The organism is Neisseriaceae bacterium CLB008 (assembly GCA_041228285.1).
Lineage (GTDB): Bacteria > Pseudomonadota > Gammaproteobacteria > Burkholderiales > Neisseriaceae > JAGNPU01.
In genome coordinates, this window is the sequence record CP166133.1 from 208,833 (window position 1) to 233,000 (window position 24,168).

Here is a 24,168-nt window from a genome sequence, read left to right on the forward strand (position 1 = left end):
TTTGTTGCATGTTTCGCTCCAATCATTAAGCAGCGTGCTTGGCTTGGTTAGCCAGCATCGCTTGGACGGGTTTGATCAGGATGATCAGCACAATGGCGCCAATGAATAAGGCCAATGCGCATTGGGCAAAGAGGGTGGGCAGCGAGTCTAGACGTTCTGCCGACACGTTGCCACCGACTAGGCCGGCGAATAAGTTACCTAGGGCTGATGCGGTATACCACAGGCCCATGATCTGGCCACGCATCATGGTGGGGGCTAATTTGGTCATGGTGCTAAGACCAACTGGGCTCAGGCACAGCTCGCCCAAGGTCAAGAATAAGTAGCTGACGATCAGCCATAGGGGCGACACCAGACTGCCGTTGCCGCTGAGCACGGATTTGGCGGCAAACACCATGATGCCAAAGCCCGCACAGGCAAATAAAAGGCCCATGGCAAACTTAAACAGGCTGCTTGGCTCAATATTGCGTTTGGCCAAATAAGGCCACAAAAAGCCAAAGAACGGCGCAAACAATAAGATGAATAAGGGGTTGGCCGATTGGAACCAAACCGTAGGGATTTCCCAGCCAAAGACGTGGCGATCGGTGTAGTCTAGGGCAAACAGATTAAACGAGGTGGGCTGCTGCTCGAAGGCTGACCAGAAGAAGGCGGCGGCAATCAATAAGATCAAACACACGATTAATTTGGCGCGTTCCAGCTTGTTCAGGCCACAGAAGGCAAATAGGTAAATAAAATACATGCCCACAAAGCTACAAATAATGTAGGTCATGGAGGTGGCGATGGCGCCCGGGTTGAGCACAATCACGCCTTGCACCATGAGGACGATGAGGACGATGGCTGCAATGCAAATGCCGAAGACCCAGCGGCCGACGTTTTTACGCGGGCGAACGGGGGCTTCCCAGTCGGCCTTGATGTTCTTGGCGTCGGCAAATTCACGTAGATTACCGATGGCGCTGAAGCGGAAGATGATTAAGGCGATCAACATGCCGATGCCGCCGATGCCAAAGCCTAGGTGCCAGCCGTATTTTTGAGTCAATAAGCCGGTGGCGAAAGGCGCCAGCAGCGAGCCAAGGTTGATGCCCATGTAGAAGATGGAGAAGCCGCCGTCGCGACGGCCATCGCCCTCTTGATACAGGCCGCCTACTAAAACTGAAATACAGGTTTTAAAGAGGCCAGAGCCGACCACGATTAAGGCCAGGCCGACAAAAAAGGCGGCGGCGTTAAAGAAATAGGCCAGGGCAATGGCTAAGTGGCCTAGGGCCACGATGACGGAGCCGTACCACACGGCCTTTTTTTGGCCTAGCCAGTTGTCGGCCAGCCAACCACCCGGTACGGCGGATAGGTAAATCGCGCCGCCGAAAATCCCCACAATTTGTGACGACACTTCTTTGCTAAAGCCCAAGCCGCCATCGTAGAGGGTGGCCGCCATAAACAAAATCAGCAGTGGGCGAATGCCGTAATAGGAAAAACGCTCCCACATTTCGGTAAAAAAAAGCGACCGTAACGGCTTAGGATGGCCTAAGAAATTGCGGTCGATGGCCTCGATTTCACTCGCCGATAACGACGAGTCGGTGTTCTTTTGATTCACATGAGTCTCCTGATATTTCTTTTGGAAATAATGATTTAACGACGCTGGCCTGTGTAAAGGCTCGTTCTGTACGTGATCGGCCAGATGTGGCCGAATAGACTATGTTATCGGGTTGTGGTTTTGGACGCAATACTGTGCCGCAGCATAGCCTTAGCTTTTACCATTAAAATTAAGATTGATTGATATCGTGGGATGTATGACTGGAATGGCTGTTTTTTTAGGCGTTATGCGCCATAAGCATTTGGTGTAAAAAAGGCGCCGAGTAGGCGGCGCCTTGAGTGAGGGGGTGTCTTAGCGCGCCAGTTGCAGACGGTATAAGAAAGTGTGTTCTTGGCTACGGGCGTTGAATAGCGGATCGTCAACGTCGTTGGCTTTGGCGTGTTGGGCCCGAGTGTGGTGTTGCTCAATCAGGCTTAAGCCCGCCTGGGCAAACCATTGAGCTAAGGCATCAGGCTGGCGTAGGCCGAGATGCTCGGCTAAATCAGACATGATGAGCCAGACTTCACCTGTCTCGTTGAGGTGTTGTGGCGCCTGTGTGAGAAACGCCTGCAGCATTTGGTGTTTAGGGTCGTAGAGGGCTGATTCAATCAAGGAAGTGGGCTTGGCCGGCAGCCACGGCGGGTTGCAGACGATGAGGTCGGCCTTCACGCCCGTAGGGAATAGATCGGTTTCGATGATGTCGACTTGATCGGTGAGGCCTAGGCGTGCCAGATTGGCTTGGGCGGCAGCGATGGCCTTAGGGTTCAGGTCGGTGCCGATGGTTTTGGCCACGCCGCGCTGGGCCAATAGCGCCGCAATCACGCCAGAGCCGGTACCAATGTCTAGGGCAAGGGCGCAAGGTGTGGGCAGCGGTGCCTGTAAGAGGAGGTCTAGGTATTCACCCCGTAGCGGTGAGTAAACGCCATAAGGCACGTGAATCAATGCGCCTCCTAGGGCTTGGATGGGCACGCCTTTTTGCTGCCATTGATGGGCGCCGATCATGCCCAATAGGGTTTGCAGCGGTAAAATGCAGTCTTGCTCATAGAGGCCAAAGGCGGCCTCGCAGGCGTCTTTAACCTCGGGCGCGCGGCGCAGCGCCAGCACGCCTTGAGGGCTAAGCTTGACCAGCACGCTGTTGAGGAGCTGGGCGCGTTGGGATTGGTTTAAACGGTGTTTGTGAAAGGCTTCGGCTGCACTGGCCGGTACTTTGGCGCTTTTTTTGCGCTTATTCAGGCGTTTGTTTAAGGCGCTGAGCAGCTGTTTGGCGTTATGGAAATCGCCCATCCACAGCATGGCGTGGCCCTGAGTGGCCCAAGCGAAGGCTTGGTCGGCGCTGAGGGTGTCGTCGACCAGGTGCAGCTGTTGCGGCGGCGGGCTGCAGCTGGCGCTGAACCAAAGGGCGGTGTGATCGGGCTGTTGCCAAGTAAAAGAGGGCAGAGTGTGCATAGCGGCCATTTATCAAAGAATAAGTTAAAGATTATACCGTAAAAAAAAGGCCATCCGTTTAGGATGGCCTGATGGGTGTTATTTTACGGCAATTACACCACAATGTTCACCAAGCGGCCAGGCACCACGATGATTTTCTTGGGGGCTTTGCCGTCCATGAATTTCTGGGCGCCTTCGTCGGCTAGGGCTGCGGCTTCGATGCTGTCTTTCGGCGCATCGGCGGCCACTGAAATTTGGCCACGCAGCTTACCGTTAACTTGAACCATCAAGGTCAGCTCGGTTTGCACCAGGGCAGCTTCATCAACGGCGGGCCATGCAGCGTCCCACAGCTGAGTGTCGCGGCCTAGGGTTTCCCAAAGCGCTTCACAAATGTGCGGTACGATGGGCCACAGCAGAATCATCACGGTCTCCAGCACTTCTTGCGCCACGCGTTGGCCCAGTTCGGTGCTGGTGTCGGCTTTATCGTAGGTGTTCAGCAAGGACATCACGGCCGCAATGGCGGTGTTGAACTGCTGACGACGGCCGTAATCGTCATCAATTTTCTTGATGGCGCTGTGTAGCTTCAAGCGTAGGTCTTTAAGGTCGGCACTGAGGTCGGCGTTTTCAGAACCAGCATAAGCGTTCACCACGCCTCGTTGCTGATGCTCGTAAGCGGTGCGCCAGAGGCGACGTAAGAAGCGGTTAGCGCCTTCAACGCCGGCGTCAGACCATTCCAAAGACTGTTCTGGCGGTGAGGCAAACATCATGAACAAGCGTGCCGTGTCGGCGCCGTAGGCTTCGATCAAGTCTTGCGGATCGACGCCGTTGTTTTTTGACTTAGACATTTTTTCAATGCCGCCAATCACCACGTCACCACCGTCAACGCGATGGGTTGCGCCGGTTACTTGGCCTTTGTCGTCACGAGCGAAGACCACGTCTTGCGGCGCGATGTATTCGATGCCGCCGTTGGCGCCTTCACGGTAGTAGGTGTCGCACAATACCATGCCTTGGGTCAGTAGGCGCTCAAACGGTTCGTCGTTTTTCAACAGGCCTTCGTCGCGCATCAATTTATTAAAGAAGCGCGCGTACAATAGGTGCAAGATGGCGTGTTCAATGCCGCCAATATATTGGTCTACGCCGCCATCCATCCAGACGTCAGCCGCTTTTTCGTCTACCAAGCCTTGGTCAAATTTCGGTGAGGCAAAGCGGGCAAAATACCAGCTAGATTCCACAAACGTGTCCATGGTGTCGGTTTCACGACGGGCGTCGCCACCGCACTTAGGGCATTTGGTTGCATAAAATTCAGGCATGCGCGCCAAAGGAGAGCCCGCACCGTCAGGAATCACGTCTTCTGGCAAAATCACCGGCAATTGCTCTTCAGGCACGGTGACGTCGCCACAGCAGGCACAGTGAATGATGGGAATGGGGCAGCCCCAGTAGCGTTGACGGCTGATGCCCCAGTCGCGTAGGCGGTATTGGGTGCGTGGCTCGCCTTGGCTCAAGGCTTCTAGGCGAGACGCCATAGCGTCAAATGCTGCTTGGAAATCCAAACCGCTGAATTCACCCGAATTCACCAAGATACCGTGTTCGGTAAAGGGTTCAGACAAAGGCTCAACCAAGGTGTCGCCTGATTCAGGCTGGATCACCAAGTGAATCGGTAGGTCGTATTTGCTGGCAAATTCAAAGTCGCGCTCGTCGTGAGCAGGCACGGCCATGACGGCACCATCGCCATAGCCCCACAGCACGTAGTTGGCCACCCAAACAGGTAGGCGCTCACCGGTGAATGGATGAATCGCGTAACGACCCGTTGGCAGGCCTTTTTTCTCCATGGTGGCCATGTCGGCTTCGGCTACGCTGCCTGATTTGCAGGCGGCAATGAAGGCCGTCAATTCAGGATTGTTCAGCGCGGCGGCGGTGGCCAATGGGTGTTCGGCGGCCACTGCTAAGTAAGTGGCGCCCATCAAGGTATCTGGACGCGTGGTGTATACGCTCAGGGCTTTGGCATCGTCGGCGGCTAGGTCGGCCAGGCTGTCTTCAGCCAAGGCAAATTTCACCTGCATGCCGCGCGATTTACCAATCCAGTTGCGCTGCATGGTTTTGACCTGTTCAGGCCAGTGTGGCAAATCATCGAGGCTGGTCAATAGCTCATCAGCGTAGTCGGTGATTTTGAAGTAGTACATCGGAATTTCGCGTTTTTCAACCAAAGCACCACTGCGCCAGCCGCGGCCATCGATGACCTGTTCGTTAGCCAAAACGGTTTGGTCAACAGGGTCCCAGTTCACCACGCCATTTTTCTTGTAGATGATGCCTTTTTCGAATAGACGCGTGAACAGCCATTGTTCCCAACGGTAGTATTCTGGATCACAGGTCGCAAATTCGCGGTCCCAATCAAAGGCGAGGCCCAGTTTTTTTAACTGTACCTTCATGTACTCAATATTTTGATACGTCCATTTAGCCGGTGCGACTTTGTTGATCATGGCGGCGTTTTCTGCCGGCAAGCCAAAGGCGTCCCAACCCATAGGTTGCATGACGTTAAAGCCTTTTAATAACTTGTGGCGGCTCAGTACGTCACCAATGGTGTAGTTACGAACGTGGCCCATGTGTAACTTACCAGAAGGGTAAGGGAACATAGACAAACAGTAGTATTTAGGGCGGCTGTCGTCGTCGGCAGCGTTAAATACTTTGGCATCATCCCATTTTTGTTGGGCGATGGGCTCAATAGCGGAAGGTTGATAGTGTTCTTGCATGATGATTGGAACCATTAACTTATTAGGCAAAAAGGGGATTATAGCAGTTTAAATAGGGGGGGGAAGGGGGAAAGCCAGCTTTATTTTTTGGACTTTGTGTCTATAATCAGACGTTTAGTTAAATACAGTTTATTTGCTTATAAATAAATCAAAAAAAATCCGCCAGAACTTGCATTCTGGCGGCCAACACATTGCGGGGAAACGTTTACTCACTTCTTACAATATATTGCTCTGGAGATGAAGCAATATAGTAATTAGTCACGCGATTGATTAAATGGTTCACAATATATTTGTTAAATTTTGTAAATAGATTAAATACCAAATTATCATAATGATTAAACTTCAGCATTTTTGTTTAGACTGTGCAGGCTGAAGCGAGTCAGGGTAAACTAGAGGCCTCATTGAATCGATTGTTAGACTGACTTATGACCGTACAAGCATTGCCTAGCCGCCGCCTATCGGTGGCGCCCATGTTGGATTGGACCGATCGCCACTATCGCTATATGGCCAGACAGATCACCCACCACGCGTGGCTGTACTCTGAGATGGTGACCACAGGTGCCTTAATTCACGGCAGTGCCGCCCGTTTTTTGAGTTTTAATGAAGGTGAACAGCCGTTGGCTTTACAGCTCGGCGGCAGCGATCCCGCCGATTTAGCCATCTGCGCCAAAATGGCTCAAGATTACGGCTATAACGAAGTGAATCTGAACTGCGGCTGCCCTAGCCCTCGGGTGCAAAAAGGGGCGTTTGGCGCTTGCTTGATGAATGAAGTGGATCTGGTGGCCGATGGCCTTAAAGCGATGCAGGATGCCGTAACCATCGACGTCACCGTCAAACACCGCATCGGCGTCGACAAGCAAAGCGACTATCAGGTGGTGCGCGATTTTGTCGGTGCCTTAGCCCACCAAACCGACTGCCAAACCTTTATTGTGCATGCTCGTAACGCTTGGTTAGAAGGCCTATCGCCGAAGGAAAACCGCGAGATTCCGCCGCTTAAATACGAGTATGTGTATCAGCTTAAGCAGGACTTTCCTGATTTAGAAATTATTTTAAACGGCGGCGTCACCACCAATGCCGCCATTGCCGAACACTTACAGCACGTCGACGGCGTGATGGTGGGGCGTGAAGCCTATCATAATCCCTATGTGATGGCCGAATGGGACAGCCTATTTTATGACGACGCGCACGAGCCGATTGATCGGGTGGCCTTGGTCGGCTGCTTACAGGCCTATGCCGAAGCTCAGCTGGCCAGCGGCCGCGGCACCACCATGCGCCATATGGTGCGACATTACCTAGGGCTGATGCAGGGCTTGCCCGGTGCGCGCACGTGGCGCCGTATGCTGTCCGACGCCAATTTATTGAAGGCCAACGACGCGGCCCTCTTGCAGCGGGCTTTGGCTGAAGTCGGTCGCTAAGCCCATAGACATGAAAAAGCCGTCCCTCGACAGAGTGGACGGCTTTTTTGTTGCGCGCCAGAGATTAAAAAAGCCCTGCGTAGTGGTGCAGGGCTGAATCAAGGGTGGTTTAGTTTATAAGGTCAGCTCAATGCTGACCGGTGCGTGGTCGCTGGGGCGCTCCCAAGCGCGCGGCTCAATGTCGACCCAGACTTTGCCTACCTGGGTTTGCAATGGGGCGCTGATTAAAATGTGGTCGATGCGTAGGCCCAGCTTGCGGCGGAACATATTCATGCGGTAGTCCCACCAGGTAAAGCATGGTTCGGTGGGGTTGAAGGTGCGTAGGCTGTCGTCTAGGCCTAAATCCAGCAGTGCCTGTAGCCAAGCGCGCTCTTCTTTTGAACACAGAATTTTATCTTGCCATTTTTCCGGGTCGTAGACGTCAAGATCGGCCGGGGCGATGTTGAAGTCGCCTAGGAGCACCACTTTGGGGTGGATGGCCATTTGGGCGGCGACAAAGCCGTGTAGGGCTTTAAACCAGGCTTCTTTATAGGCGAATTTCTCGCTGCCGACGGCTTCGCCGTTGACGCAGTAGACGTTGATCACGCGCACGTCGCCAAAGGTGGCGGCGATGACGCGGCGCTGTGGGTCTTCAAATTCGGGCATGCCGCAGATCACGTCTTGGGCAGGTGTTTTACTGATGAAGGCCACGCCGTTATAGGTTTTTTGACCAAACCAAGTGGCTTGATAGCCGGCGTCGATAAACGCCTGCTCGGGAAATTTATCCTGATCCAATTTCAATTCTTGCAAGGCCAAAACGTCGGTTGGGTTGTTGGCCAGCCAGTCGAGTACGTGGGGCAGGCGGACATTCAAAGAGTTGACATTCCAAGTGGCAATATTCATAAAACGTAGGGTCTTTCTCGGTTGCTAAGAGGGTTGATGGTCTTGCCAGTCATCTCGCGCCTTTTTGGCCTGAGCGTAGTAACGCTTTAAGGCTGGGCCGTCTTTTTTGGCGATGAGCTGGTGCAGTTGGGCCAGCTGCTGCTGCTGGGCTTCGATCAAAGACAGCAAAATGTCTTGATTGGCCATGGTGATGTCGGCCCAAATGTCGGGCTGGCTAGAGGCAATGCGGGTAAAGTCACGAAAACCCGACGCCGCAAAGTCAAAGTAGGCATCGGCCTGATCCGCCGTGGCGATTTGATTCACAAAGGCGTAGGCCAATAAGTGGGGCAGGTGGCTGACGGCGGCAAAAATTTGGTCATGGGTGTGGGCATCTAACTCATGCACCACGGCGCCGACAGATTGCCACAGGTGTTTCAGGGTGCCGTAGGCGCTGGGGTTTTGCTGTGGATGCGCGCACAGCACTACTTTTTTGTGCTGAAACAGGCCGAACTGTGCTGCCAAGGCACCGTTACGGTCGGAGCCTGCAATCGGGTGGGCGGCCACGCACAGCGGCAGATGGGTGGGCAGATAGGTTTCGTAGGCCTGAATAATCGTGCGTTTGGTGCTGCCTACGTCGGTCACAATGGTGTTCGGGCCTAACAAGGGCGCCAGCTCTTGAATGACTTTATGAATGGCGCGTACCGGCGTAGCCAGTACCACCACGTCGGCGTTGGCCACGGTGGCGTTGATTTCGGTAAAGCCTTCATCAATGACGCGGCGCTCAATGGCGCGTTCGAGGTTGGCCGGGTCGATGTCCACGCCGTAAACGTGCTGAACCAAGCCTTTGCGCTTTAAGTCTAGGGCGAAGGAGCCGCCGATTAAACCGACGCCGATCAGAGTAAGCGACTGAATCATATTAAGCCCAGGCCGCGCAGAATTCTTGCCAGTGTTGGCTGGTTTGGGGGCTGAGGTATTCTTTTAAGCGATTGATTTCAAGCTGGTATTCGTCGGCATCAAGGTGGCCGCGGATCAGTTGAAAGCGTAAATACATCAAATAAGTGTTGGCTGCGTCGGTTTCACAATAGTCGCGGATGTCGGCCAGCTGATTGTTTTGATAGGCGCTCCACACCATGCTGCCATCCATGCCGAGCTTGCCGGGAAAGCCGCACAGCTTGGCCATGTCGTCGAGGGGCACATTGGCGCGCGGCTGATACAGGGCCAAAAGATCCATTAAGTCGCAGTGGCGGCTGTGGTAGCGGCTGATGTAGTTATTCCATTTAAAATCACGGCTGTCGCCAAAGTCGCCGTCGCCGGTGTCCCAATAGCGTGAAGCGGGAATGCCGTGAATCATGGCGCGGTAGTGTAAAACTGGCAGGTCAAAGCCGCCACCGTTCCAGCTCACCAGCTGTGGTGTATAGCGTTCGATCAGTTCAAAAAATTTGGCGATCATGGTTTCTTCGCTGTCGTGCTCGTCGCCGATGGTGTTGACGTGTAGCTTGTCTTGCCCCCAACGCATGCAGCAGGAAATCGCGACCACCTGATGCAGATGGTGTTGCATAAACTCAGAGCCGTTCTGTGCCCGTCTTTTTTGGTAGGCAAATTCGACCACGTCAGCGTCGCTGATGTGCGCATCAAAATCGTAGAGGGTGCGTAGCCCTGCAACGTCGGGAATGGTCTCAATGTCAAAGGCAAGAATAGGCGTCATGGTGTCAGAAGGCTTTTAATGAGTAGATAGGGTTGATTTTGGCATGAAACCACCCTGACGCCAAGGGCGATGACGGCTAGGCGGCCTCATGTTGGCGCAAAAAAGTCGCCAAGGCATCGGCAAAGGCCTGTGGCGCCTCCCATTGTAGCATGTGGCCAGCCCCGGCAAGTTGTAGGCTGTGGGCGTTGGGGTAGCTGGCCAGGCGCTCGGCTAAGCTGTCTTTAATGGCGTTGAGGTAATGATTGTGCGGTACCGTGTCGCCGTACAGTAATAAAGTGGGGCAGCTGATTTGCTGCCACAAAGCCTGGGCGTGGGCATAGTGGTAAGGCATGGGCGTGGTGTGCTTGTGCTTTTTGTCGGCGCGATAGACTAGCTGGCCGTCAGCGTTGGTGTGGGCCAGAGCATCGGCCACGAATAAAGCCTCGGCGTCGCCGAGTAAAGGGTTGCGCTGTTGCTGCTTGCGGGCTAAGTCTGCCAAGGTGGTGGGCGCAGGGTAGGGCTGTAGGGTGGCGTGCTCTTCTATGTAGTGGCGTAGCCGTATATGGGCTTTGTTGAGGTCGCCGTTGGGCACGCCAAAGCCTTCTGCAATGGTGAGGCTGCGGCAGGTTTCGGGCAGCGCGCCGACATACATTGAGGCCAACATGCCGCCCAGGCTGTGGCCGACGATGTGGATGGGCTCATCGTTAGGGCAGAGGTGTTGGCGCACTAAGTGTAGGTCGATCAACATGTGGCTGCGGTCGTAATAGCCAAACGCCTGATGTTCACTCAGGCCAAAACCGCGCCAGTCTAAGGCGTAAATGTCCCATTCGGGCGGTAGGTGGTCGACTAAAAACTGAAAACTGGCGGAGGCATCCATCCAGCCATGCAGCAGTAATAGCTTAGGCTTATTTGGGCGCGACCAGTGGCGAAGATGCAGTTTTAGGCCTTGAACGGGGAGGAAGGATGAGGTGCTGGGATAACGAGGGTTGTACATAAGACAATGACAATAAAGATTTATGATGCTTTGATTGTGGCGACATTGGGGGGTAGATGCAAGCTAAACTTTTAAGTGTAAGGGGAGTCATAAGTTAATATTTATGATGACGACACAAGGTGTTTGCACTTTTGGGCGAATACCGATAAGGTACGCAACATGATGCGCCGCGTGCGTACAACCCTCTTTAGAACAAGGATGCTTTATGAAGAAATTCACCACCAAAATGGCCATGATCGTTGCCGCACTGCCGCTTTTGGCCTGTGCACAACAGCCGGCCGGCGAACTGGATGCCGCCACGGCCAAAAAAATTAAGGCCAATATTGAAAAAGTATACGGTGAGCAAGGTCTAGAAGTGCTGTCTACGGCGGCGACCCCTATGGCTGGGCTGTATGAAGTGGTGGTGAGCGGTAATCAAATCGTGTACGTCGATAAAAACGCTGATTATTTATTAAGTGGTGACTTGGTCGACATTAAAGAACAGAAAAACCTCACCAGTGAACGTCAGCAAGCTTTGAATAAGATTGATTTTGGCGCCCTACCTTTTGATCAAGCGATTAAAGAGGTGCGCGGTAAGGGCACGCTACAGGTGGCGGTATTCTCCGACCCCTTATGCCCTTATTGCGTGAAGCTGGAGCATGAGTTTGCCAAAATGGACGACGTGACTATTTATACGTTTTTAATGCCCATTCTCAGCCTACACCCAGACGCACAGTCATTGTCTGAACAAATTTGGTGTAGCGAAGACAAAACCGCAACCTGGACCAGCTGGATGCGTCAGAGTAAAAAAATTCCTGCTGCGGCCAGCTGTGCCAACCCTGTGGCCCAAACCATGGAGCTGGGCGCCAAGCTTGGCTTTAACGGCACCCCAACCGTGGTGTTCCCTAATGGCAAAAGTCAGGCCGGCTATGCGCCGTATGAGCAGCTATTAGAGGCCATTAAAACCAATCAGAAATAATCAGCTTGACCGCGTGGTCGTCAACCATGATTGGGCGACGATCGCGTATTGGCTCTGGCATGGATGAATGGTTTTAGAGTAGACATTCGGTGACAAAGTCATGCAGAATCAGGGCGTCTGATCGCCGTTGCGATCACCATTGTGCCCCGTGCACACCAAAGGAGCCAATATGAGTGAACTGATTAAAAAATTCGAACAAGCCCAAGCCGATGTGAAAAGTCTAGCGGAGCGTCCTGATAACAATAGTTTGTTGAAGCTGTACTCGTTCTACAAACAAGCCACTGAAGGCGACGTGAGCGGCGAAGCGCCAGGCATGTTTGATTTGGTTGGCAAGCGCAAGCACGAAGCTTGGACCAAAATCAAAGGCATGAGCGCTGATGAGGCCATGCAAGGCTACATCGCCGAAGTTGAGCGCTTGTTTGAAGAAGACTAATGATTGATTAAAAAAAGCCCCCGATGATTCGGGGGCTTTTTTGATGGGGCGAGGCTAGGGATTTTCTAGCGTCTCGGCTGCGGCAATCAGCGGCAGCACCACGTGCATGGTAAAGCCTTTCGGCTTGAGGTTTTCGGCAGTGACGCTGCCGCCATGCTGTTCGATGATCTGCTTGGTGATCGACAGTCCTAGGCCGGTTCCCTTGATGTGCTGGGTGCTGGTGGCGCGATAAAAAGCGTCGAAAATTTTCGACAGTTGCTCGGGTGGAATGCCATCGCCCTGATCCATGATGTTGACCAGGAGCCATTTAGCCGTTACCTGTAGCTGAATGTCGATGATGGAGTCTTCTGGCGCATAGGTACAGGCATTGCGAATGACGTTGTCAAATGCTCGGTACAGCATGTCTTCATTGGCGTGGATGTAAATGGGTTCAGGATGCTTATGCCAATGAATGGTTTTTTTGTGGTGGACGGTGATGCTGTGGCAATCGATGATGAGCTGGTCTAAAAACTCATTGAATTCGATGGGCTCTAAGGTAATTTTGGTGCTGCCGGTTTCAAGGCGCGACAGGGTTAAGAGTTCGGCGATGAGGATGTCCATGCGCGTCAACTCTGCCTCGATGCGGGCCAGGTGTTTTTCATATTTTTCTGGCTGCTGTTGGGCTAAGCCTAAAAGCGCCTGTAGGCGCGCCAAAGGGGAGCGCATTTCGTGTGAAACGTGGTGCAATAGGTTTTGCTGCGACGTGACCAGTACCTGAAGACGATTGGCCATGTGGTCAAAGTCAGAGGCAAGGTCGGTTAGCTCGTCGTTGCGGCCGCGCATTTTTTCAGTGAGGCGAATTTTTAAATTGCCTTTGGCCAATTGGTCAAAGCCATCGTGCAGGGTACGAATGGGCATGGCGATGTAGTGGGCCAAAGTAAAAGCCAAGAGTAGGCCTGCTGAAATGAGGCTCAATAAAATAATGGCTTCGTAGCGATTAGGTGAGGGCGGCAGGCCGGGAATTAAGGATGCTTGCTGCAGCGTGTCTTTTAACACCGCTTTGTTCCAGTCGCGGATGAAAAATAAATACTCTTCGCCCAAGTTGTCGTAGCTGAGGCGTGCCTCTTTGGCTTCGGGATTGCTCCGAGCCACGGCGACCGCATCCATGACCTGAGCCATGTCGATGGGGCGATCCAGAATATCGCGGTCGCTGTCGCCCTGAATGATGAATAAATTAGGGGCGATGCGGCCGTTTTGCCAATCCAGCAGCAGCTCTTTTAAGCCTTCTTCACCACGCTGATGAAACACCGTCAGGCTGCTGCGTAAAAACGCCGCACTTTGGTTTCTTTGTTGGTCGCGATGGCTCTCTTGCAAGGATGCTTGGAAAAACCAAAACACCCCGCCCAGTACCAGCGCGGCCAACATGATGACCATACAGAATATGGCGAAGATCTTGTAAAAGAGGCGATTCATGGGCGTGGTTTAGTTTTTGGTGAATAAGTAACCAAGGCCGCGGATGGTTTGAATTAACGTAGGGTCACCAATTTTTTGCCGAATGCTGGAAATGTGCACGTCAATGCTGCGGTCGAATTTGGCCAGCTTGCGGTCTAGGCCTTCTTGCGACAGCATGTCTTTGCTCACTACCTGACCTGCGCGACGCAGCAGCACTTCCAAGAGGTTAAATTCGGTGCTGGTTAGGTCTAGCGGCATGTCGCCAAGCTTGACCTGTCTGGTTTCTGGCGACAGGGTGATGTTGCTGACAGTCAAAACCGCATTGTTGTCTTGGCTGGCGTCCTGATTGCTGGAGCGGCGTAAAATGGCGTTGATGCGGGCCAATAGTTCGCGCGGTGTGCAGGGTTTCGGTACGTAGTCATCAGCGCCCATTTCTAGGCCAATGATGCGATCAATGTCGTCGCCTTTGGCCGTCAACATGATGATGGGAATTTTGCTGTTTTGACGAATGATTTTTAAGGCATCTAAGCCGGTGAGCTTGGGCATCATCGAATCCAAAACGATCACGTCGTAGAGGCCAGAGGCGGCTTCTTTGACGCCGGCTTCGCCGTCATGGACGGCGTCCACGCTTAGGCCTTCAGCGGTTAAGTATTCGCTTAATAATTCGGTTAAGACAGTATCGTCATCAACGAGTAGGACACGATTCATAATGGGTTCCTTTGGTCATGCTGATCCCGACTGATCCTTTTGGGTCAGAGTGTTGCTGAGGATCGTTGGTATTTTAAATTAACACTTAAATATTATAGGCATCATGTTGTTCGTGCAATCTATTCTGACTTATTCCGCATGAACCGGCACCGGGATGAGGTTAATTCGTTCCCTAGTCGGTTTCGCTGCTTAAGCCAAAATGTAATTGCGACTTAGGCGTCGCCATACGGCCGCGTGGCGTGCGCTGTAAAAACCCTTGTTGAATCAAGAAGGGTTCAATCACGTCTTCAATGGTGTCGGTCGACTCGCCAATGGCTGCGGCGACGTTGTCTAGGCCCACCGGGCCACCGCCAAACTTAAACAGCACCGCTTCTAGAAATTTACGGTCCATGACGTCTAGCCCTACGGGGTCTACGTCGAGCATTTGTAAGGCGGCATCGGCGACCTTGGCATCAATGGCGCCATCGTGCTTGACCTCAGCATAGTCGCGTACGCGGCGCAGCAGGCGATTGGCAATGCGTGGCGTGCCGCGGCTGCGGGTGGCAATTTCCCAAGCGCCGGCTTCGGCGAGGTCCAGTTCCAGTAATTGGGCTGAACGGCTCACGATGGTGGCTAACTCATCGGCATTGTAAAACTCTAGCCGCGACACGATGCCAAAGCGATCGCGTAGGGGGTTAGTCAACATGCCGGCACGGGTAGTTGCACCGACTAATGTAAAAGGAGGTAAATCAATTTTCACCGATCGGGCCGCAGGGCCTTCGCCAATCATAATATCTAGCTGATAGTCTTCTAAGGCTGGGTATAAGATTTCTTCAACCACAGGGCTGAGCCGGTGGATTTCGTCGATGAATAAGACGTCGTGGGGGTCAAGATTGGTCAATAGCGCCGCCAAATCGCCGGCTCGCTCCAGTACAGGGCCAGAGGTTTGACGTAGATTAACCCCTAGCTCACGCGCAATGATGTGGGCAAGCGTGGTTTTGCCTAGGCCAGGTGGCCCAAACAAGAGGGTGTGGTCTAGGGCTTCGCCGCGTTTTTTGGCGGCCTGAATGAAGATCTCCAGTTGCTCACGCGCTTTTGTCTGGCCGATGTATTCATCCAGCATTTTAGGGCGTAAGGCGCGTTCCAAAGCTTCTTCTTGCTTGGAAATGCTTTGCATGGCGACCAAGCGTTCGGGCGCACCACCAATGAGGTTGTCTGTTTCTAGCATAGTGTGACCATCTTCAGAATCAAGCGATTAATTTTCGCACATATTATAAGGTTCGTGCGGTTTATTCTTATGGGATGCCGTTAAGGATACAGTAAAGGCTGCCCTTGGGCAGCCTTTTGGGGTCATCGATGGTGCGATTAAACCGAGAAAGAAGACCCACAGCCACAGGTTGTGGTGGCGTTAGGGTTACGGATCACAAACTGTGAGCCGTGTAGGCCTTCGGTGTAGTCGATCTCAGCGCCCACCAAATATTGGTAGCTCATGGGATCAACCAAGAAGGTGAGGCCATCTTTTTCAATTTCAAAGTCATCGTCGTTGACGATTTCGTCAAAGGTAAAGCCGTATTGGAAGCCAGAGCAACCGCCACCGTTTACGAATACGCGTAATTTTAGGTCGGGGTTGTTTTCTTCAGCAATCAGGTCTTGTACTTTGGTGCAGCAGCTCTCGGTAAATACGATAGGGCTGTCAACGGTCGCGGTATCAGTCATGTGTGTGCTCCTTCATTAGTTTTAATGATTGTAGTCTCTTTTGCGCTGAAAAGCGACTATTAAGGCAATAGAGGCATGATTTCTAAACCGGTTTTGGGTGATAACCCTAACATTAAATTCATGTTTTGGACGGCTTGGCCCGCGGCGCCCTTCATTAGATTGTCGATTACCGACAGGATAATATAAGTGTTGCTTTCTGGTGCTTTTTGAATGCTGATGCGGCACAGGTTGGCGCCGCGCACCGAACGGGTTTCTGGACAGCTGCCGCTGGGCAGAACGTCGACAAAGGCCTGGTTGGCGTAATGCTGCTCATACAGGGCCTGTACGTCTAGATCTGGGTTGTGTAGGGTCACGTATAGGGTGGCGTGCATGCCGCGAATCAGAGGGGTCAGGTGGGGCACAAATACCAAATTAGCCTGTTGATAGGTGATGTTGGTAATGGTTTGCTTGATTTCGGGCAGATGGCGGTGACCGCCTACGGCATAGGCTTTAAAGTTATCGCCGGCTTCACACAATAAAGAGCCAATGGCGGCTTTGCGCCCTGAGCCTGATACCCCAGACTTACAGTCGGCAATCAACGGCTGGGCCAGATCAATGGCGCTGCTTTGCAATAGCGGCAATAGGCCTAAAGTAACGGCGGTGGGGTAGCAGCCGGGGTTGGCAATCAGCTGAGCTTGGCTAATGGCTTCGTGGTTCAGCTCGCTTAAGCCATACACGGCTTTTTTTACCCAGTCTGGGCTCGCGTGTTTGAGGCCATACCACTGCTCCCAAGTAGGGATGTCTTGTAGGCGATAGTCAGCAGACAGGTCGATGACCTTAATGCCTTTGGCCAATAGTGCCGGGGCCTCATTCATGGCCACGCCGTTGGGGGTGGCGAAAAACACCACGTCGCATTCATCTAAAGGCGCTTCGTCGGGGGCGCTAAAGGCCAAGTCATACACACCACGCAGGCTGGGGAAAAGCTCGGCAACCTGTTTGCCGGCCTCTTGTCGACTGGTTACGCAGGTAACCTTGGCCTGAGGATGGCCAGCCAATAAACGCAATAATTCCACTCCGGTGTAGCCTGTGGCGCCGATGATGCCAATTTTGTATTCAGTGTTCATGGTGTATTTGGTTGTGATTGATTCAGAGAATGGATCAGTCTAACGTGAAACTGCAGGCTTTCCAAGCCTTAAGGGCTGGGGGCGAGGAGATGGGTGATGGTATTGTGGTTCGGTTGGCCTTTATGGGGATGAATAAATATGGACCGATCGGTCCGTAATGTTTATACTGATTGTTTGAGCATGATGGGTAAGGGTAGGGCAAGGATGGCAAGACCACAGATGTTTGATCGCTCGGCAGTGTTACATCAGGCGATGGCCGTGTTTTGGCGCAAAGGATATGAAGCCACTACGATGGTTGATCTATTGGCGGCGACAGGTTTAAGTAAAAGCAGCCTTTATGCTGCGTTTGGCAACAAGAAACAGCTTTTCTTAGCCGCCTTCGATGCGTATCGAGCCATTCGGGCGGTGCAGATGCAGCGCCTTTTGGCTCAAGGTTCGGCCCGAGAGGCGATTGCGGATTTTTTCCGTTTGATTATTGCCGATGCGGGGGCGCTGGACTATATAGATGGTTGCATGAGCATTAATGAGGCCGTTGAAATGGCCCCGCATGATGCCGATATTCGGCAGCGGGTTCAGCTAGACTTTGAGCGCATTGAACAAGCCCTTCTGGTGGCGATTCAGCGTGGGCAGGCGGAGGGTTCTGTGAATCAACACAAAAGTGCTGAAGAATTAAGCCAGCTGTTGTTATTAGCTTTTCCTGGGTTGCAGGTGATGGTCAGAGCGGGTTGTTCTGCACCGAAGCTCAATGCCACCTTGACCATGTTGTTGGCGCATTTGGATTGAGCAGCCAGGGTAGGTTGGGCCTATCTGATCATTTAATTATTTTGGACCAATCGGTCCTTAATGGGGTGAGACATTTATTAAAGGGGACACTATTATGAACATTCAGCAAATACGTAATGCCACGCTGTTGCTTGAATATGGCGGCAGCCGTTTTTTGATCGATCCTATGTTGGCAGAGCAGGCGCGTTACCCTGGGTTAGCAGGAACGGTGAACAGCCATCTGCCTTACCCAACCGTGCCGTTACCGGTGCCGTTGAGCGCCTTGTTGGCGGTGGATGCGGTGATTCTCACGCATACTCATCCCGACCATTGGGATGAGGTCGCCCAAGCGAGCATACCCAAAGCCTTGCCGGTGTATGTGCAACATGAGGCCGATAAACGGCTGTTGCGCCAGCAAGGGTTTAGCAATATACGCTTATTGCGAGGAGCGGTGTTTCAAGGGGTGGCCTTGCATCAAACCTCGGGCCAGCACGGTGATGATGCGGCGCTAGGCGCCATTGGTGACATTTTAGGTGAGGTGTGCGGCGTGGTCTTTCAGCACCCGGCTGAACCAACGCTGTATTTGGCTGGCGACACCATTTGGCATCCTGACGTGGCCAATAGCCTTAGTCAGCATCGGCCTAAGGTGGTGATTCTGAATTGTGGGGACGCACAAGTCAGTGGCTTAGGGCGCATCATTATGGATCAAAACGATGTCTGGCAGGTTCATCAGGCAGCGCCTGAGGCCATCTTGATCGGGAGTCATATGGAGGCCGTTAATCACGCCATGCTTAGCCGATCAGCCTTGCGCGCGTTTGCATTAGAGAAGGGGTTTTCTGACCAGCTGTTGATTCCTGCAGACGGTGAGGTGTGTGCATTGTAGGCAGCGGGCAGTCACGCGCTTAGGTGACGCTGCTTAGGATGGAGCATCATCTTACGGTGCGCTCATTTAACCGATCCATCAAAACAGTTCTTGCAAAACAGCCCTTGGTTTTGGCCAAGGGCTGTTTTTAGAGCAGTACGCGAGAGCGTTTGCCTACTTAGAAAAAATCAGGTGGAGGCCAAAGGCCACAAATAAAGTGCCGGCCACGCCATCAATCCATTTGGCCGCGCGTTGATAGCCTTTGCGAAACGCCGGTAGGGAGAAAATGGCCGCCACCATGCTGAACCAAATCAAGGTTTCAACGGCTACTAAGGCAAACACGCTCCAGCGGGCTGTAGCCGACATGTCGTCGCCGACAAAAAGCGAAAACACGCTGCCAAAATAAATAATGGCTTTGGGGTTGGCTAAATTGGTCAGCAAGCCCTTCATGAAAAGGTGTTTGCTGTGGCTTAGCGGTAGCTGAGTGGGCAGGTTAGCGATGCTGTGATTTTTGGCTGATTTAAGCAGCTGATAACCCAAATAGCTCAGATACAGACCACCAGCAATCATGATGCCTTGATGCAGCCAAGCCATTTTTTGCAAAATGAGGTGTAGGCCCAATAAGGCCACGCCTGACCAGATCACGACGCCGAGGCAAATGCCGAGAACGGCCTTCATGCCGTCGCGGCGAGAGCGGCTGGCGGCGACTTGAGACACAAAAAAGAAATCAGGGCCTGGGGTCATGAGGGCGATGAAGTGGATGAGCGCTACGGTGCTTAAAAGGGCCAGCATGAGAGTCTTTCGTTGAGGTTAGGTGTTAAAGCCAAAGGCGGTGGATCAGCATAGCAATAAATAAAACGGCGCACAATTGTCGTGACGGCATTTTTTCGGCGCAGATCAGGATTAAGGACGAGCTGTTGAGATGCACTGTTGGTTTTTTGGTGGTCGGCTCGAAAAAAAGGTGCCGATTGCGTGTATACCTAGTAATATATTAGTAAATATAGTCGTGTTTAAAGCAAATTGTTATTTGTTTTTTAATAGTTATTAATCTGTGGCGCCTTTCGGCGTCGCCTTATGCATAGAGCCGTTCATTCTTCATGAAACCTAAAAATCGTAATATTCCCTTATTGCTGCTGCGTGCCCGAGAGGCCATGATGGTGTATTTTCGCCCTGCCTTGAGTAAGCGTCAGCTGACCGAACAGCAGTGGCGCATTTTGCGTGCCCTGTATGAAGAAAAACAGCTAGAGCCTCGTGAGCTGTGCCAGCAGTGTTGTATTTTAAGCCCCAGCATGGCCGGTATTTTAAAGCGGATGGAAGAATTAAATCTGGTGGTTAAGGTGCCCTCAGACTTCGATAAGCGCCGTGTCATGGTGACTTTGGCCACAGGCGTGGCAGACATGGTGGAAGACATCTTAAGAGAGAACCGCGCGGCCTACGACCTTTTGGCTAAGAAAGTGGGCGAGCAAGAAATGAAAGAGCTGATGGCTCAGCTAGACAACGTCCTCAAGCATTTGGAGGAGTAGGCGCGGCAGTGCGTCTTGAGTTGTGCCCAGCCATCCCAGAGCGGATGGCTTTTTTTTTAAATGGGTTTGACAAAAATACTCATATGTTAGTAATATTGGATTAACTAATATATTAGTGTAAAGCGAGCGCGCTGTTTGCTTGCTCAGAACATATCAACGGAGAACGTAATGTCTACATTAGATTTGGCTCAGGCCACTGTGTTTGGGGTGGCGCTAAACCACCAGAGCGTCATGGCCGAACATGCTGCTGCTTTTGTTGAGGCCCCTTATAAGGCCTTGCCCACTAAGCCCGTGCTGTTCATCAAAACCCCGAATACCTACAACCTTAGCGGCAAAGTACCCTTTCCAGCTGGTGAGCGTCTTCAGGCCGGCGTGTGCTTGGGCGTGGTGTTGCAAAAAGACGCCAGCCGCGTGGCCGCAGCCGATGCTCTGAGCTACATTGCTGGCGTGGTGGTGGCCAACGAGTACAGCCTGCCTGAAGACAGCTTTTACCGTCCGGCCATCAAGGCTAAATGCCGCGATGGCTTCATGAGCTTTAATCCTAATATTGTGCCCCTAAGTGCCTTGAGCGACGTCAATCAATTGGCCTTAAGCGTGGCCGTTAACGGCACCGTGAAGCAACAGGGCAATACCGCCGACTGGGTGCGTGATCTGCCGACCTTGATTGCCGAGATCACCGAGTTTATGACTTTACACGCAGGTGATGTGTTGTTGACCGGTACGCCTGCTGGGCGTTTTGATCTGGCCGTGGGCGATGAAGTCACCGTCAGCATTGCCGAAGTGGGTCAGTTGACCGATACCGTCGTGGCCGAAGCCGAATAGAGGAGAGCTCATCATGAAAAAAGCCAAGATTCAATACCAAAATCAAACCTATGCCGTGACCGTTAACGACGACCTGTCTGTGAATTTGCCGGACGGGACCGTTGTGGCCGAAACCGATGTGACCTGGCTGCCGCCCGCTACAGGCACCATGTTTGCCTTAGGCCTTAACTATGCCGATCACGCCAGTGAACTAGCGTTTGCGCCACCGACTGAGCCGCTGGTGTTCATTAAATCTAAGGGTACTTATGTCGGCCATCGCGGCCACAGCTGGCGCCCTAACAACATCGACTACATGCACTACGAGTGTGAGCTGGCCGCCGTGATTGGTAAAACCGCTAAAAACGTCAAAGCCGCTGATGCGTGGGACTATGTTGAAGGCTTCACCTTGTGTAATGACTACGCCATCCGTGATTATTTGGAAAACTACTATCGCCCTAATTTACGCGTGAAAAACCGCGATGCGATGACGCCGGTTGGGCCGTATATTATTGATTTAGCCGATGTGGCCGATCCGATGAATCTGAGCTTGAAAACCTGGGTGAACGGTGAGCTGCGTCAAGAGGGCAATACCAAAGACATGATTTTTGACGTGCCGTTTTTAATTGAGTATCTGTCTAGCTTTATGACCTTGCAGCCAGGCGACATGATTGCCACCGGCTGTCCTAAAGGCACTTCTGATGTGAAGGCGGGCGATACCGTCATCATCGAGATTGAGCAAGTGGGTTCATTGACCAACTATATGTTGACCGAAGACGAATTTTTCGCAGCCAAGTAATGGCCGCCGAATCAGACAAAGGAATGAATAAAATGATCAAACATTGGATTAACGGTAAAGAAGTCGCCAGCGAAGAAACCTTCGACAACATCAACCCTGCGACCATGGAAAAAATTGGCGAAGTGGCCAGCGGCGGTCAAAAAGAAATCGACATGGCCGTGGCTGCGGCCAAGGCAGCGTTTCCTAAATGGTCGAAAACCCCGGCCAAAGAGCGGGCCAAAATCATGCGCCAGTTTGGCGATTTGATTGACCAAAACGTGGAAAAAATCGCCCAGTTAGAAACGCTGGACACCGGCCTGCCGATTCATCAAACCCGCAACGTGTTGATTCCACGCGCCTCACATAACTTTAACTTCTTTGCCGAAGTGTGTACCCGCATGAATGGCCACACCTATCCGGTAGACGACCAAATGTTGAACTACACCATGCATCAGCCTGTTGGCGTGTGTGGTCTGGTGTCGCCTTGGAACGTGCCGTTCATGACCGCTACTTGGAAAACGGCGCCGTGCTTGGCCTTGGGTAATACTGCGGTGTTGAAAATGTCGGAGCTGTCGCCTTTGACCGCTAATGAGCTGGGTCGCTTGGCCTTAGAGGCCGGCGTGCCTGAGGGCGTATTTAACGTGGTGCAAGGCTATGGCCGCAATGCGGGCGATGCTTTGGTGCGCCACCCCGACGTGGGCGCGGTGTCGTTTACCGGCGGTACGGCCACCGGTCGACAAATCATGTCTAACGCAGGGATTAAAAAATACTCGATGGAATTAGGCGGTAAGTCACCGGTGTTGGTGTTTGATGACGCGGATTGGCAGCGCGCCTTAGACGCTTCGTTGTTTACCATCTTCTCTTTGAACGGCGAGCGCTGTACCGCGGGTTCACGCATCTTCATTCAAGAAAGCATTTACGACCAGTTTGTGGAAGAGTTTGCCGCCCGTGCCAAGCGCATCATCGTGGGCGATCCGCAAGACTTCAACACCCAGGTGGGCGCCATGATCACCCGTCAGCATTACGACAAGGTGACCGGCTACATCAAAATTGGCATGGAAGAGGGCGCACGCCTATTGGCTGGTGGCCTAGAGCGTCCAGCAGGCTTACCGGCTCACCTGAGCCAAGGCAACTTCATTCAGCCGACGGTGTTTGCCGATGTGGATAACAGCATGCGCATTGCCCAAGAAGAAATCTTTGGCCCCGTGGTGTGTTTGATTAAATTTAAAGACGAAGCCGAGGCGGTACGCTTGGCCAACGATGTGGAATACGGTTTAGCGTCTTATGTGTGGACGTCTGACTTGACTCGTGCCCACCGCGTGTCGTCGCAAATACAGGCCGGCATGGTGTTTGTGAATTCACAAAACGTGCGCGACCTACGCCAGCCGTTTGGCGGCGTGAAGCAGTCTGGTACCGGCCGTGAAGGCGGCGAGTACAGCTTTGAAGTGTTCACCGAAGTGAAAAACGTGTGCATTTCTATGGGCGAGCACCATATCCCACGTTGGGGCGTGTAGGCGCGAGCTCAGGCAGGCTGACGCAGCCGCGTCAGCCTCACAATAATAAGGATTAGGAGAAAGATTATGGGGCAACTTGCACTAGCAGCAAAAATCACGCACGTACCGTCTATGTACTTGTCTGAATTACCGGGTGAGCACCACGGCTGTCGTCAGTCGGCCATTGATGGCCATAAAGAAATCAGCCGTCGCTGCCGCGAACTGGGCGTGGACACCATCATCGTGTTTGACACCCACTGGCTGGTGAACAGCGGCTACCACATTAACTGTAATGACCGCTTTGAAGGCGTGTACACCAGTAATGAGCTGCCACACTTTATTAAAGACATGACTTATCAATATCAGGGTAACCCAGAGTTGGGCCACTTAATCGCTGAAAAAGCGCGCGCCAAAGACGTCCGCGCCATGTCACACGAAATTGACAGCTTAGCAATGGAGTACGGCACCCTAGTACCGATGCGCTACATGAACGAAGACCAACACTTTAAAGTGATTTCGATTTCGGCTTTTTGTACCTCACACGAGTTAGAAGACAGCCGCAAGCTGGGTGAAGCCGTGCTGGAAGCCATTCAAGAATACGACGGCAAAGTAGCCGTACTGGCCAGTGGTTCGCTGTCGCACCGCTTCATTTGGGACCGCATTGCGTCAACCGGCATGAACAGCTACACCCGTGAGTTTGACCGTCAGGTTGACTTACGCGTGGTGGACATGTGGAAAGAAGGTCTGTGGCCAGAATTTTGTGCCATGTTGCCGGATTACGCCGTGCACTGTTTTGGCGAAGGGATGATGCACGATACGGCCATGCTGTTGGGCCTAGTGGGTTGGGATCAATACCGCGGTAAGGTCGAAATCCTCACCGACCTTTTTGCCAGCTCGGGCACCGGTCAAATCAACGCTTTATTTCCCCTTTAAC

General features: G+C 52.6%; 23 protein-coding genes. 10 read left to right on the forward strand and 13 right to left on the reverse strand.

All coding sequences use genetic code 11. The features are described from left to right. Positions 1-25 precede the first annotated feature (25 nt). The 3 genes from AB8Q18_00905 to leuS form a co-directional block, all read right to left on the reverse strand. Positions 26-1,585 (reverse strand): peptide MFS transporter, encoded by a 1,560-nt coding sequence (locus AB8Q18_00905; protein ID XDZ51640.1) that lies wholly within the window; start codon positions 1,583-1,585, stop codon positions 26-28. A gap of 291 nt (positions 1,586-1,876) precedes the next feature. Further along, complete coding sequence (locus tag AB8Q18_00910) at positions 1,877-3,010, reverse strand: methyltransferase (protein ID XDZ51641.1); 1,134 nt, start codon at positions 3,008-3,010, stop codon at positions 1,877-1,879. 92 nt (positions 3,011-3,102) lie between these two features. Continuing rightward, a complete protein-coding gene (gene leuS, locus AB8Q18_00915) occupies positions 3,103-5,736 on the reverse strand; it encodes a leucine--tRNA ligase (GenBank protein XDZ51642.1) in 2,634 nt (877 codons plus the stop codon). A gap of 425 nt (positions 5,737-6,161) precedes the next feature. Here leuS and dusA point away from each other — a divergent pair, with 425 nt between their 5' ends. Further along, on the forward strand, positions 6,162-7,151 hold the full coding sequence (dusA, locus tag AB8Q18_00920) for a tRNA dihydrouridine(20/20a) synthase DusA (GenBank protein XDZ51643.1): 990 nt from the start codon (positions 6,162-6,164) through the stop codon (positions 7,149-7,151). 114 nt (positions 7,152-7,265) lie between these two features. Here the strand turns inward: dusA and xth are convergent, their stop codons facing one another. The 4 genes from xth to AB8Q18_00940 form a co-directional block, all read right to left on the reverse strand. Next, positions 7,266-8,033: an exodeoxyribonuclease III gene (gene xth / locus AB8Q18_00925; GenBank protein XDZ51644.1), complete on the reverse strand. Its 768-nt coding sequence runs from the start codon at positions 8,031-8,033 to the stop codon at positions 7,266-7,268. 24 nt (positions 8,034-8,057) lie between these two features. Then, entirely contained in the window at positions 8,058-8,927 is an 870-nt protein-coding gene (locus tag AB8Q18_00930; GenBank protein XDZ51645.1) for a prephenate dehydrogenase, read from the reverse strand. Between the two features lies 1 nt (position 8,928). Next, positions 8,929-9,717, reverse strand: coding sequence for a 3'-5' exonuclease (locus AB8Q18_00935; GenBank protein ID XDZ51646.1), 789 nt, complete (start codon positions 9,715-9,717; stop codon positions 8,929-8,931). A 76-nt stretch (positions 9,718-9,793) separates the two neighbouring features. Next, positions 9,794-10,690: an alpha/beta fold hydrolase gene (locus tag AB8Q18_00940; protein XDZ51647.1), complete on the reverse strand. Its 897-nt coding sequence runs from the start codon at positions 10,688-10,690 to the stop codon at positions 9,794-9,796. 205 nt (positions 10,691-10,895) lie between these two features. On the opposite strand from AB8Q18_00940, the gene AB8Q18_00945 reads away from it, so the two are divergent. Continuing rightward, positions 10,896-11,648, forward strand: a complete 753-nt coding sequence (locus tag AB8Q18_00945) for a DsbC family protein (GenBank protein ID XDZ51648.1) — start codon at positions 10,896-10,898, stop codon at positions 11,646-11,648. Between the two features lie 169 nt (positions 11,649-11,817). Further along, positions 11,818-12,081, forward strand: a complete 264-nt coding sequence (locus AB8Q18_00950) for an acyl-CoA-binding protein (protein ID XDZ51649.1) — start codon at positions 11,818-11,820, stop codon at positions 12,079-12,081. A gap of 54 nt (positions 12,082-12,135) precedes the next feature. Here AB8Q18_00950 and AB8Q18_00955 read toward each other — a convergent pair whose 3' ends face one another. The 5 genes from AB8Q18_00955 to argC all read right to left on the reverse strand — a co-directional run bounded on the left by AB8Q18_00955 (position 12,136) and on the right by argC (position 17,018). Next, positions 12,136-13,533: an ATP-binding protein gene (locus AB8Q18_00955; protein ID XDZ51650.1), complete on the reverse strand. Its 1,398-nt coding sequence runs from the start codon at positions 13,531-13,533 to the stop codon at positions 12,136-12,138. 9 nt (positions 13,534-13,542) lie between these two features. Beyond that, the gene (locus AB8Q18_00960) at positions 13,543-14,220 is read right to left on the reverse strand and encodes a response regulator (protein ID XDZ51651.1); all 678 of its coding nucleotides are present in this window, start codon (positions 14,218-14,220) and stop codon (positions 13,543-13,545) included. 172 nt (positions 14,221-14,392) lie between these two features. Further along, positions 14,393-15,427: a Holliday junction branch migration DNA helicase RuvB gene (gene ruvB, locus AB8Q18_00965; protein XDZ51652.1), complete on the reverse strand. Its 1,035-nt coding sequence runs from the start codon at positions 15,425-15,427 to the stop codon at positions 14,393-14,395. Between the two features lie 137 nt (positions 15,428-15,564). Beyond that, positions 15,565-15,915 carry an iron-sulfur cluster insertion protein ErpA gene (gene erpA / locus AB8Q18_00970; protein ID XDZ51653.1) on the reverse strand — a complete coding sequence of 117 codons (351 nt, stop codon included), beginning with the start codon at positions 15,913-15,915 and terminating at the stop codon, positions 15,565-15,567. Positions 15,916-15,974: 59 nt separating this feature from the next. Further along, positions 15,975-17,018, reverse strand: coding sequence for an N-acetyl-gamma-glutamyl-phosphate reductase (gene argC / locus AB8Q18_00975; protein ID XDZ51654.1), 1,044 nt, complete (start codon positions 17,016-17,018; stop codon positions 15,975-15,977). A 219-nt stretch (positions 17,019-17,237) separates the two neighbouring features. Between argC and AB8Q18_00980 the strand changes: the two genes are divergently transcribed. Beyond that, positions 17,238-17,801 (forward strand): TetR/AcrR family transcriptional regulator, encoded by a 564-nt coding sequence (locus AB8Q18_00980; protein ID XDZ51655.1) that lies wholly within the window; start codon positions 17,238-17,240, stop codon positions 17,799-17,801. Positions 17,802-17,895: 94 nt separating this feature from the next. Further along, entirely contained in the window at positions 17,896-18,663 is a 768-nt protein-coding gene (locus AB8Q18_00985; protein ID XDZ51656.1) for an MBL fold metallo-hydrolase, read from the forward strand. A gap of 153 nt (positions 18,664-18,816) precedes the next feature. Here the strand turns inward: AB8Q18_00985 and rhtC are convergent, their stop codons facing one another. Continuing rightward, complete coding sequence (rhtC, locus tag AB8Q18_00990; protein XDZ51657.1) at positions 18,817-19,434, reverse strand: threonine export protein RhtC; 618 nt, start codon at positions 19,432-19,434, stop codon at positions 18,817-18,819. A gap of 305 nt (positions 19,435-19,739) precedes the next feature. On the opposite strand from rhtC, the gene hpaR reads away from it, so the two are divergent. From hpaR to hpaD, 5 genes are all read left to right on the forward strand, one after another. Next, complete coding sequence (hpaR, locus tag AB8Q18_00995) at positions 19,740-20,165, forward strand: homoprotocatechuate degradation operon regulator HpaR (GenBank protein XDZ51658.1); 426 nt, start codon at positions 19,740-19,742, stop codon at positions 20,163-20,165. 168 nt (positions 20,166-20,333) lie between these two features. Beyond that, a complete protein-coding gene (locus AB8Q18_01000; protein XDZ51659.1) occupies positions 20,334-20,987 on the forward strand; it encodes a fumarylacetoacetate hydrolase family protein in 654 nt (217 codons plus the stop codon). Positions 20,988-21,000: 13 nt separating this feature from the next. Then, positions 21,001-21,762 (forward strand): fumarylacetoacetate hydrolase family protein, encoded by a 762-nt coding sequence (locus AB8Q18_01005; protein XDZ51660.1) that lies wholly within the window; start codon positions 21,001-21,003, stop codon positions 21,760-21,762. Between the two features lie 32 nt (positions 21,763-21,794). Continuing rightward, positions 21,795-23,255 (forward strand): 5-carboxymethyl-2-hydroxymuconate semialdehyde dehydrogenase, encoded by a 1,461-nt coding sequence (hpaE, locus tag AB8Q18_01010; GenBank protein ID XDZ51661.1) that lies wholly within the window; start codon positions 21,795-21,797, stop codon positions 23,253-23,255. A 66-nt stretch (positions 23,256-23,321) separates the two neighbouring features. Next, positions 23,322-24,167: a 3,4-dihydroxyphenylacetate 2,3-dioxygenase gene (hpaD, locus tag AB8Q18_01015; GenBank protein XDZ51662.1), complete on the forward strand. Its 846-nt coding sequence runs from the start codon at positions 23,322-23,324 to the stop codon at positions 24,165-24,167. The last annotated feature ends 1 nt before the right edge of the window (position 24,168 follow it).

Coding starts and splice junctions, on each gene's coding strand:
- AB8Q18_00910 (XDZ51641.1), bottom strand. CDS start 3,010: ATGCACACTCTGCCCTCTTTTACTTGGCAACAGCCCGATCACACCGCC.
- leuS (XDZ51642.1), bottom strand. CDS start 5,736: ATGCAAGAACACTATCAACCTTCCGCTATTGAGCCCATCGCCCAACAA.
- dusA (XDZ51643.1), top strand. CDS start 6,162: ATGACCGTACAAGCATTGCCTAGCCGCCGCCTATCGGTGGCGCCCATG.
- xth (XDZ51644.1), bottom strand. CDS start 8,033: ATGAATATTGCCACTTGGAATGTCAACTCTTTGAATGTCCGCCTGCCC.
- AB8Q18_00930 (XDZ51645.1), bottom strand. CDS start 8,927: ATGATTCAGTCGCTTACTCTGATCGGCGTCGGTTTAATCGGCGGCTCC.
- AB8Q18_00935 (XDZ51646.1), bottom strand. CDS start 9,717: ATGACGCCTATTCTTGCCTTTGACATTGAGACCATTCCCGACGTTGCA.
- AB8Q18_00940 (XDZ51647.1), bottom strand. CDS start 10,690: ATGTACAACCCTCGTTATCCCAGCACCTCATCCTTCCTCCCCGTTCAA.
- AB8Q18_00945 (XDZ51648.1), top strand. CDS start 10,896: ATGAAGAAATTCACCACCAAAATGGCCATGATCGTTGCCGCACTGCCG.
- AB8Q18_00950 (XDZ51649.1), top strand. CDS start 11,818: ATGAGTGAACTGATTAAAAAATTCGAACAAGCCCAAGCCGATGTGAAA.
- AB8Q18_00955 (XDZ51650.1), bottom strand. CDS start 13,533: ATGAATCGCCTCTTTTACAAGATCTTCGCCATATTCTGTATGGTCATC.
- AB8Q18_00960 (XDZ51651.1), bottom strand. CDS start 14,220: ATGAATCGTGTCCTACTCGTTGATGACGATACTGTCTTAACCGAATTA.
- ruvB (XDZ51652.1), bottom strand. CDS start 15,427: ATGCTAGAAACAGACAACCTCATTGGTGGTGCGCCCGAACGCTTGGTC.
- erpA (XDZ51653.1), bottom strand. CDS start 15,915: ATGACTGATACCGCGACCGTTGACAGCCCTATCGTATTTACCGAGAGC.
- argC (XDZ51654.1), bottom strand. CDS start 17,018: ATGAACACTGAATACAAAATTGGCATCATCGGCGCCACAGGCTACACC.
- AB8Q18_00980 (XDZ51655.1), top strand. CDS start 17,238: ATGTTTGATCGCTCGGCAGTGTTACATCAGGCGATGGCCGTGTTTTGG.
- AB8Q18_00985 (XDZ51656.1), top strand. CDS start 17,896: ATGAACATTCAGCAAATACGTAATGCCACGCTGTTGCTTGAATATGGC.
- rhtC (XDZ51657.1), bottom strand. CDS start 19,434: ATGCTGGCCCTTTTAAGCACCGTAGCGCTCATCCACTTCATCGCCCTC.
- hpaR (XDZ51658.1), top strand. CDS start 19,740: ATGAAACCTAAAAATCGTAATATTCCCTTATTGCTGCTGCGTGCCCGA.
- AB8Q18_01000 (XDZ51659.1), top strand. CDS start 20,334: ATGTCTACATTAGATTTGGCTCAGGCCACTGTGTTTGGGGTGGCGCTA.
- AB8Q18_01005 (XDZ51660.1), top strand. CDS start 21,001: ATGAAAAAAGCCAAGATTCAATACCAAAATCAAACCTATGCCGTGACC.
- hpaE (XDZ51661.1), top strand. CDS start 21,795: ATGATCAAACATTGGATTAACGGTAAAGAAGTCGCCAGCGAAGAAACC.
- hpaD (XDZ51662.1), top strand. CDS start 23,322: ATGGGGCAACTTGCACTAGCAGCAAAAATCACGCACGTACCGTCTATG.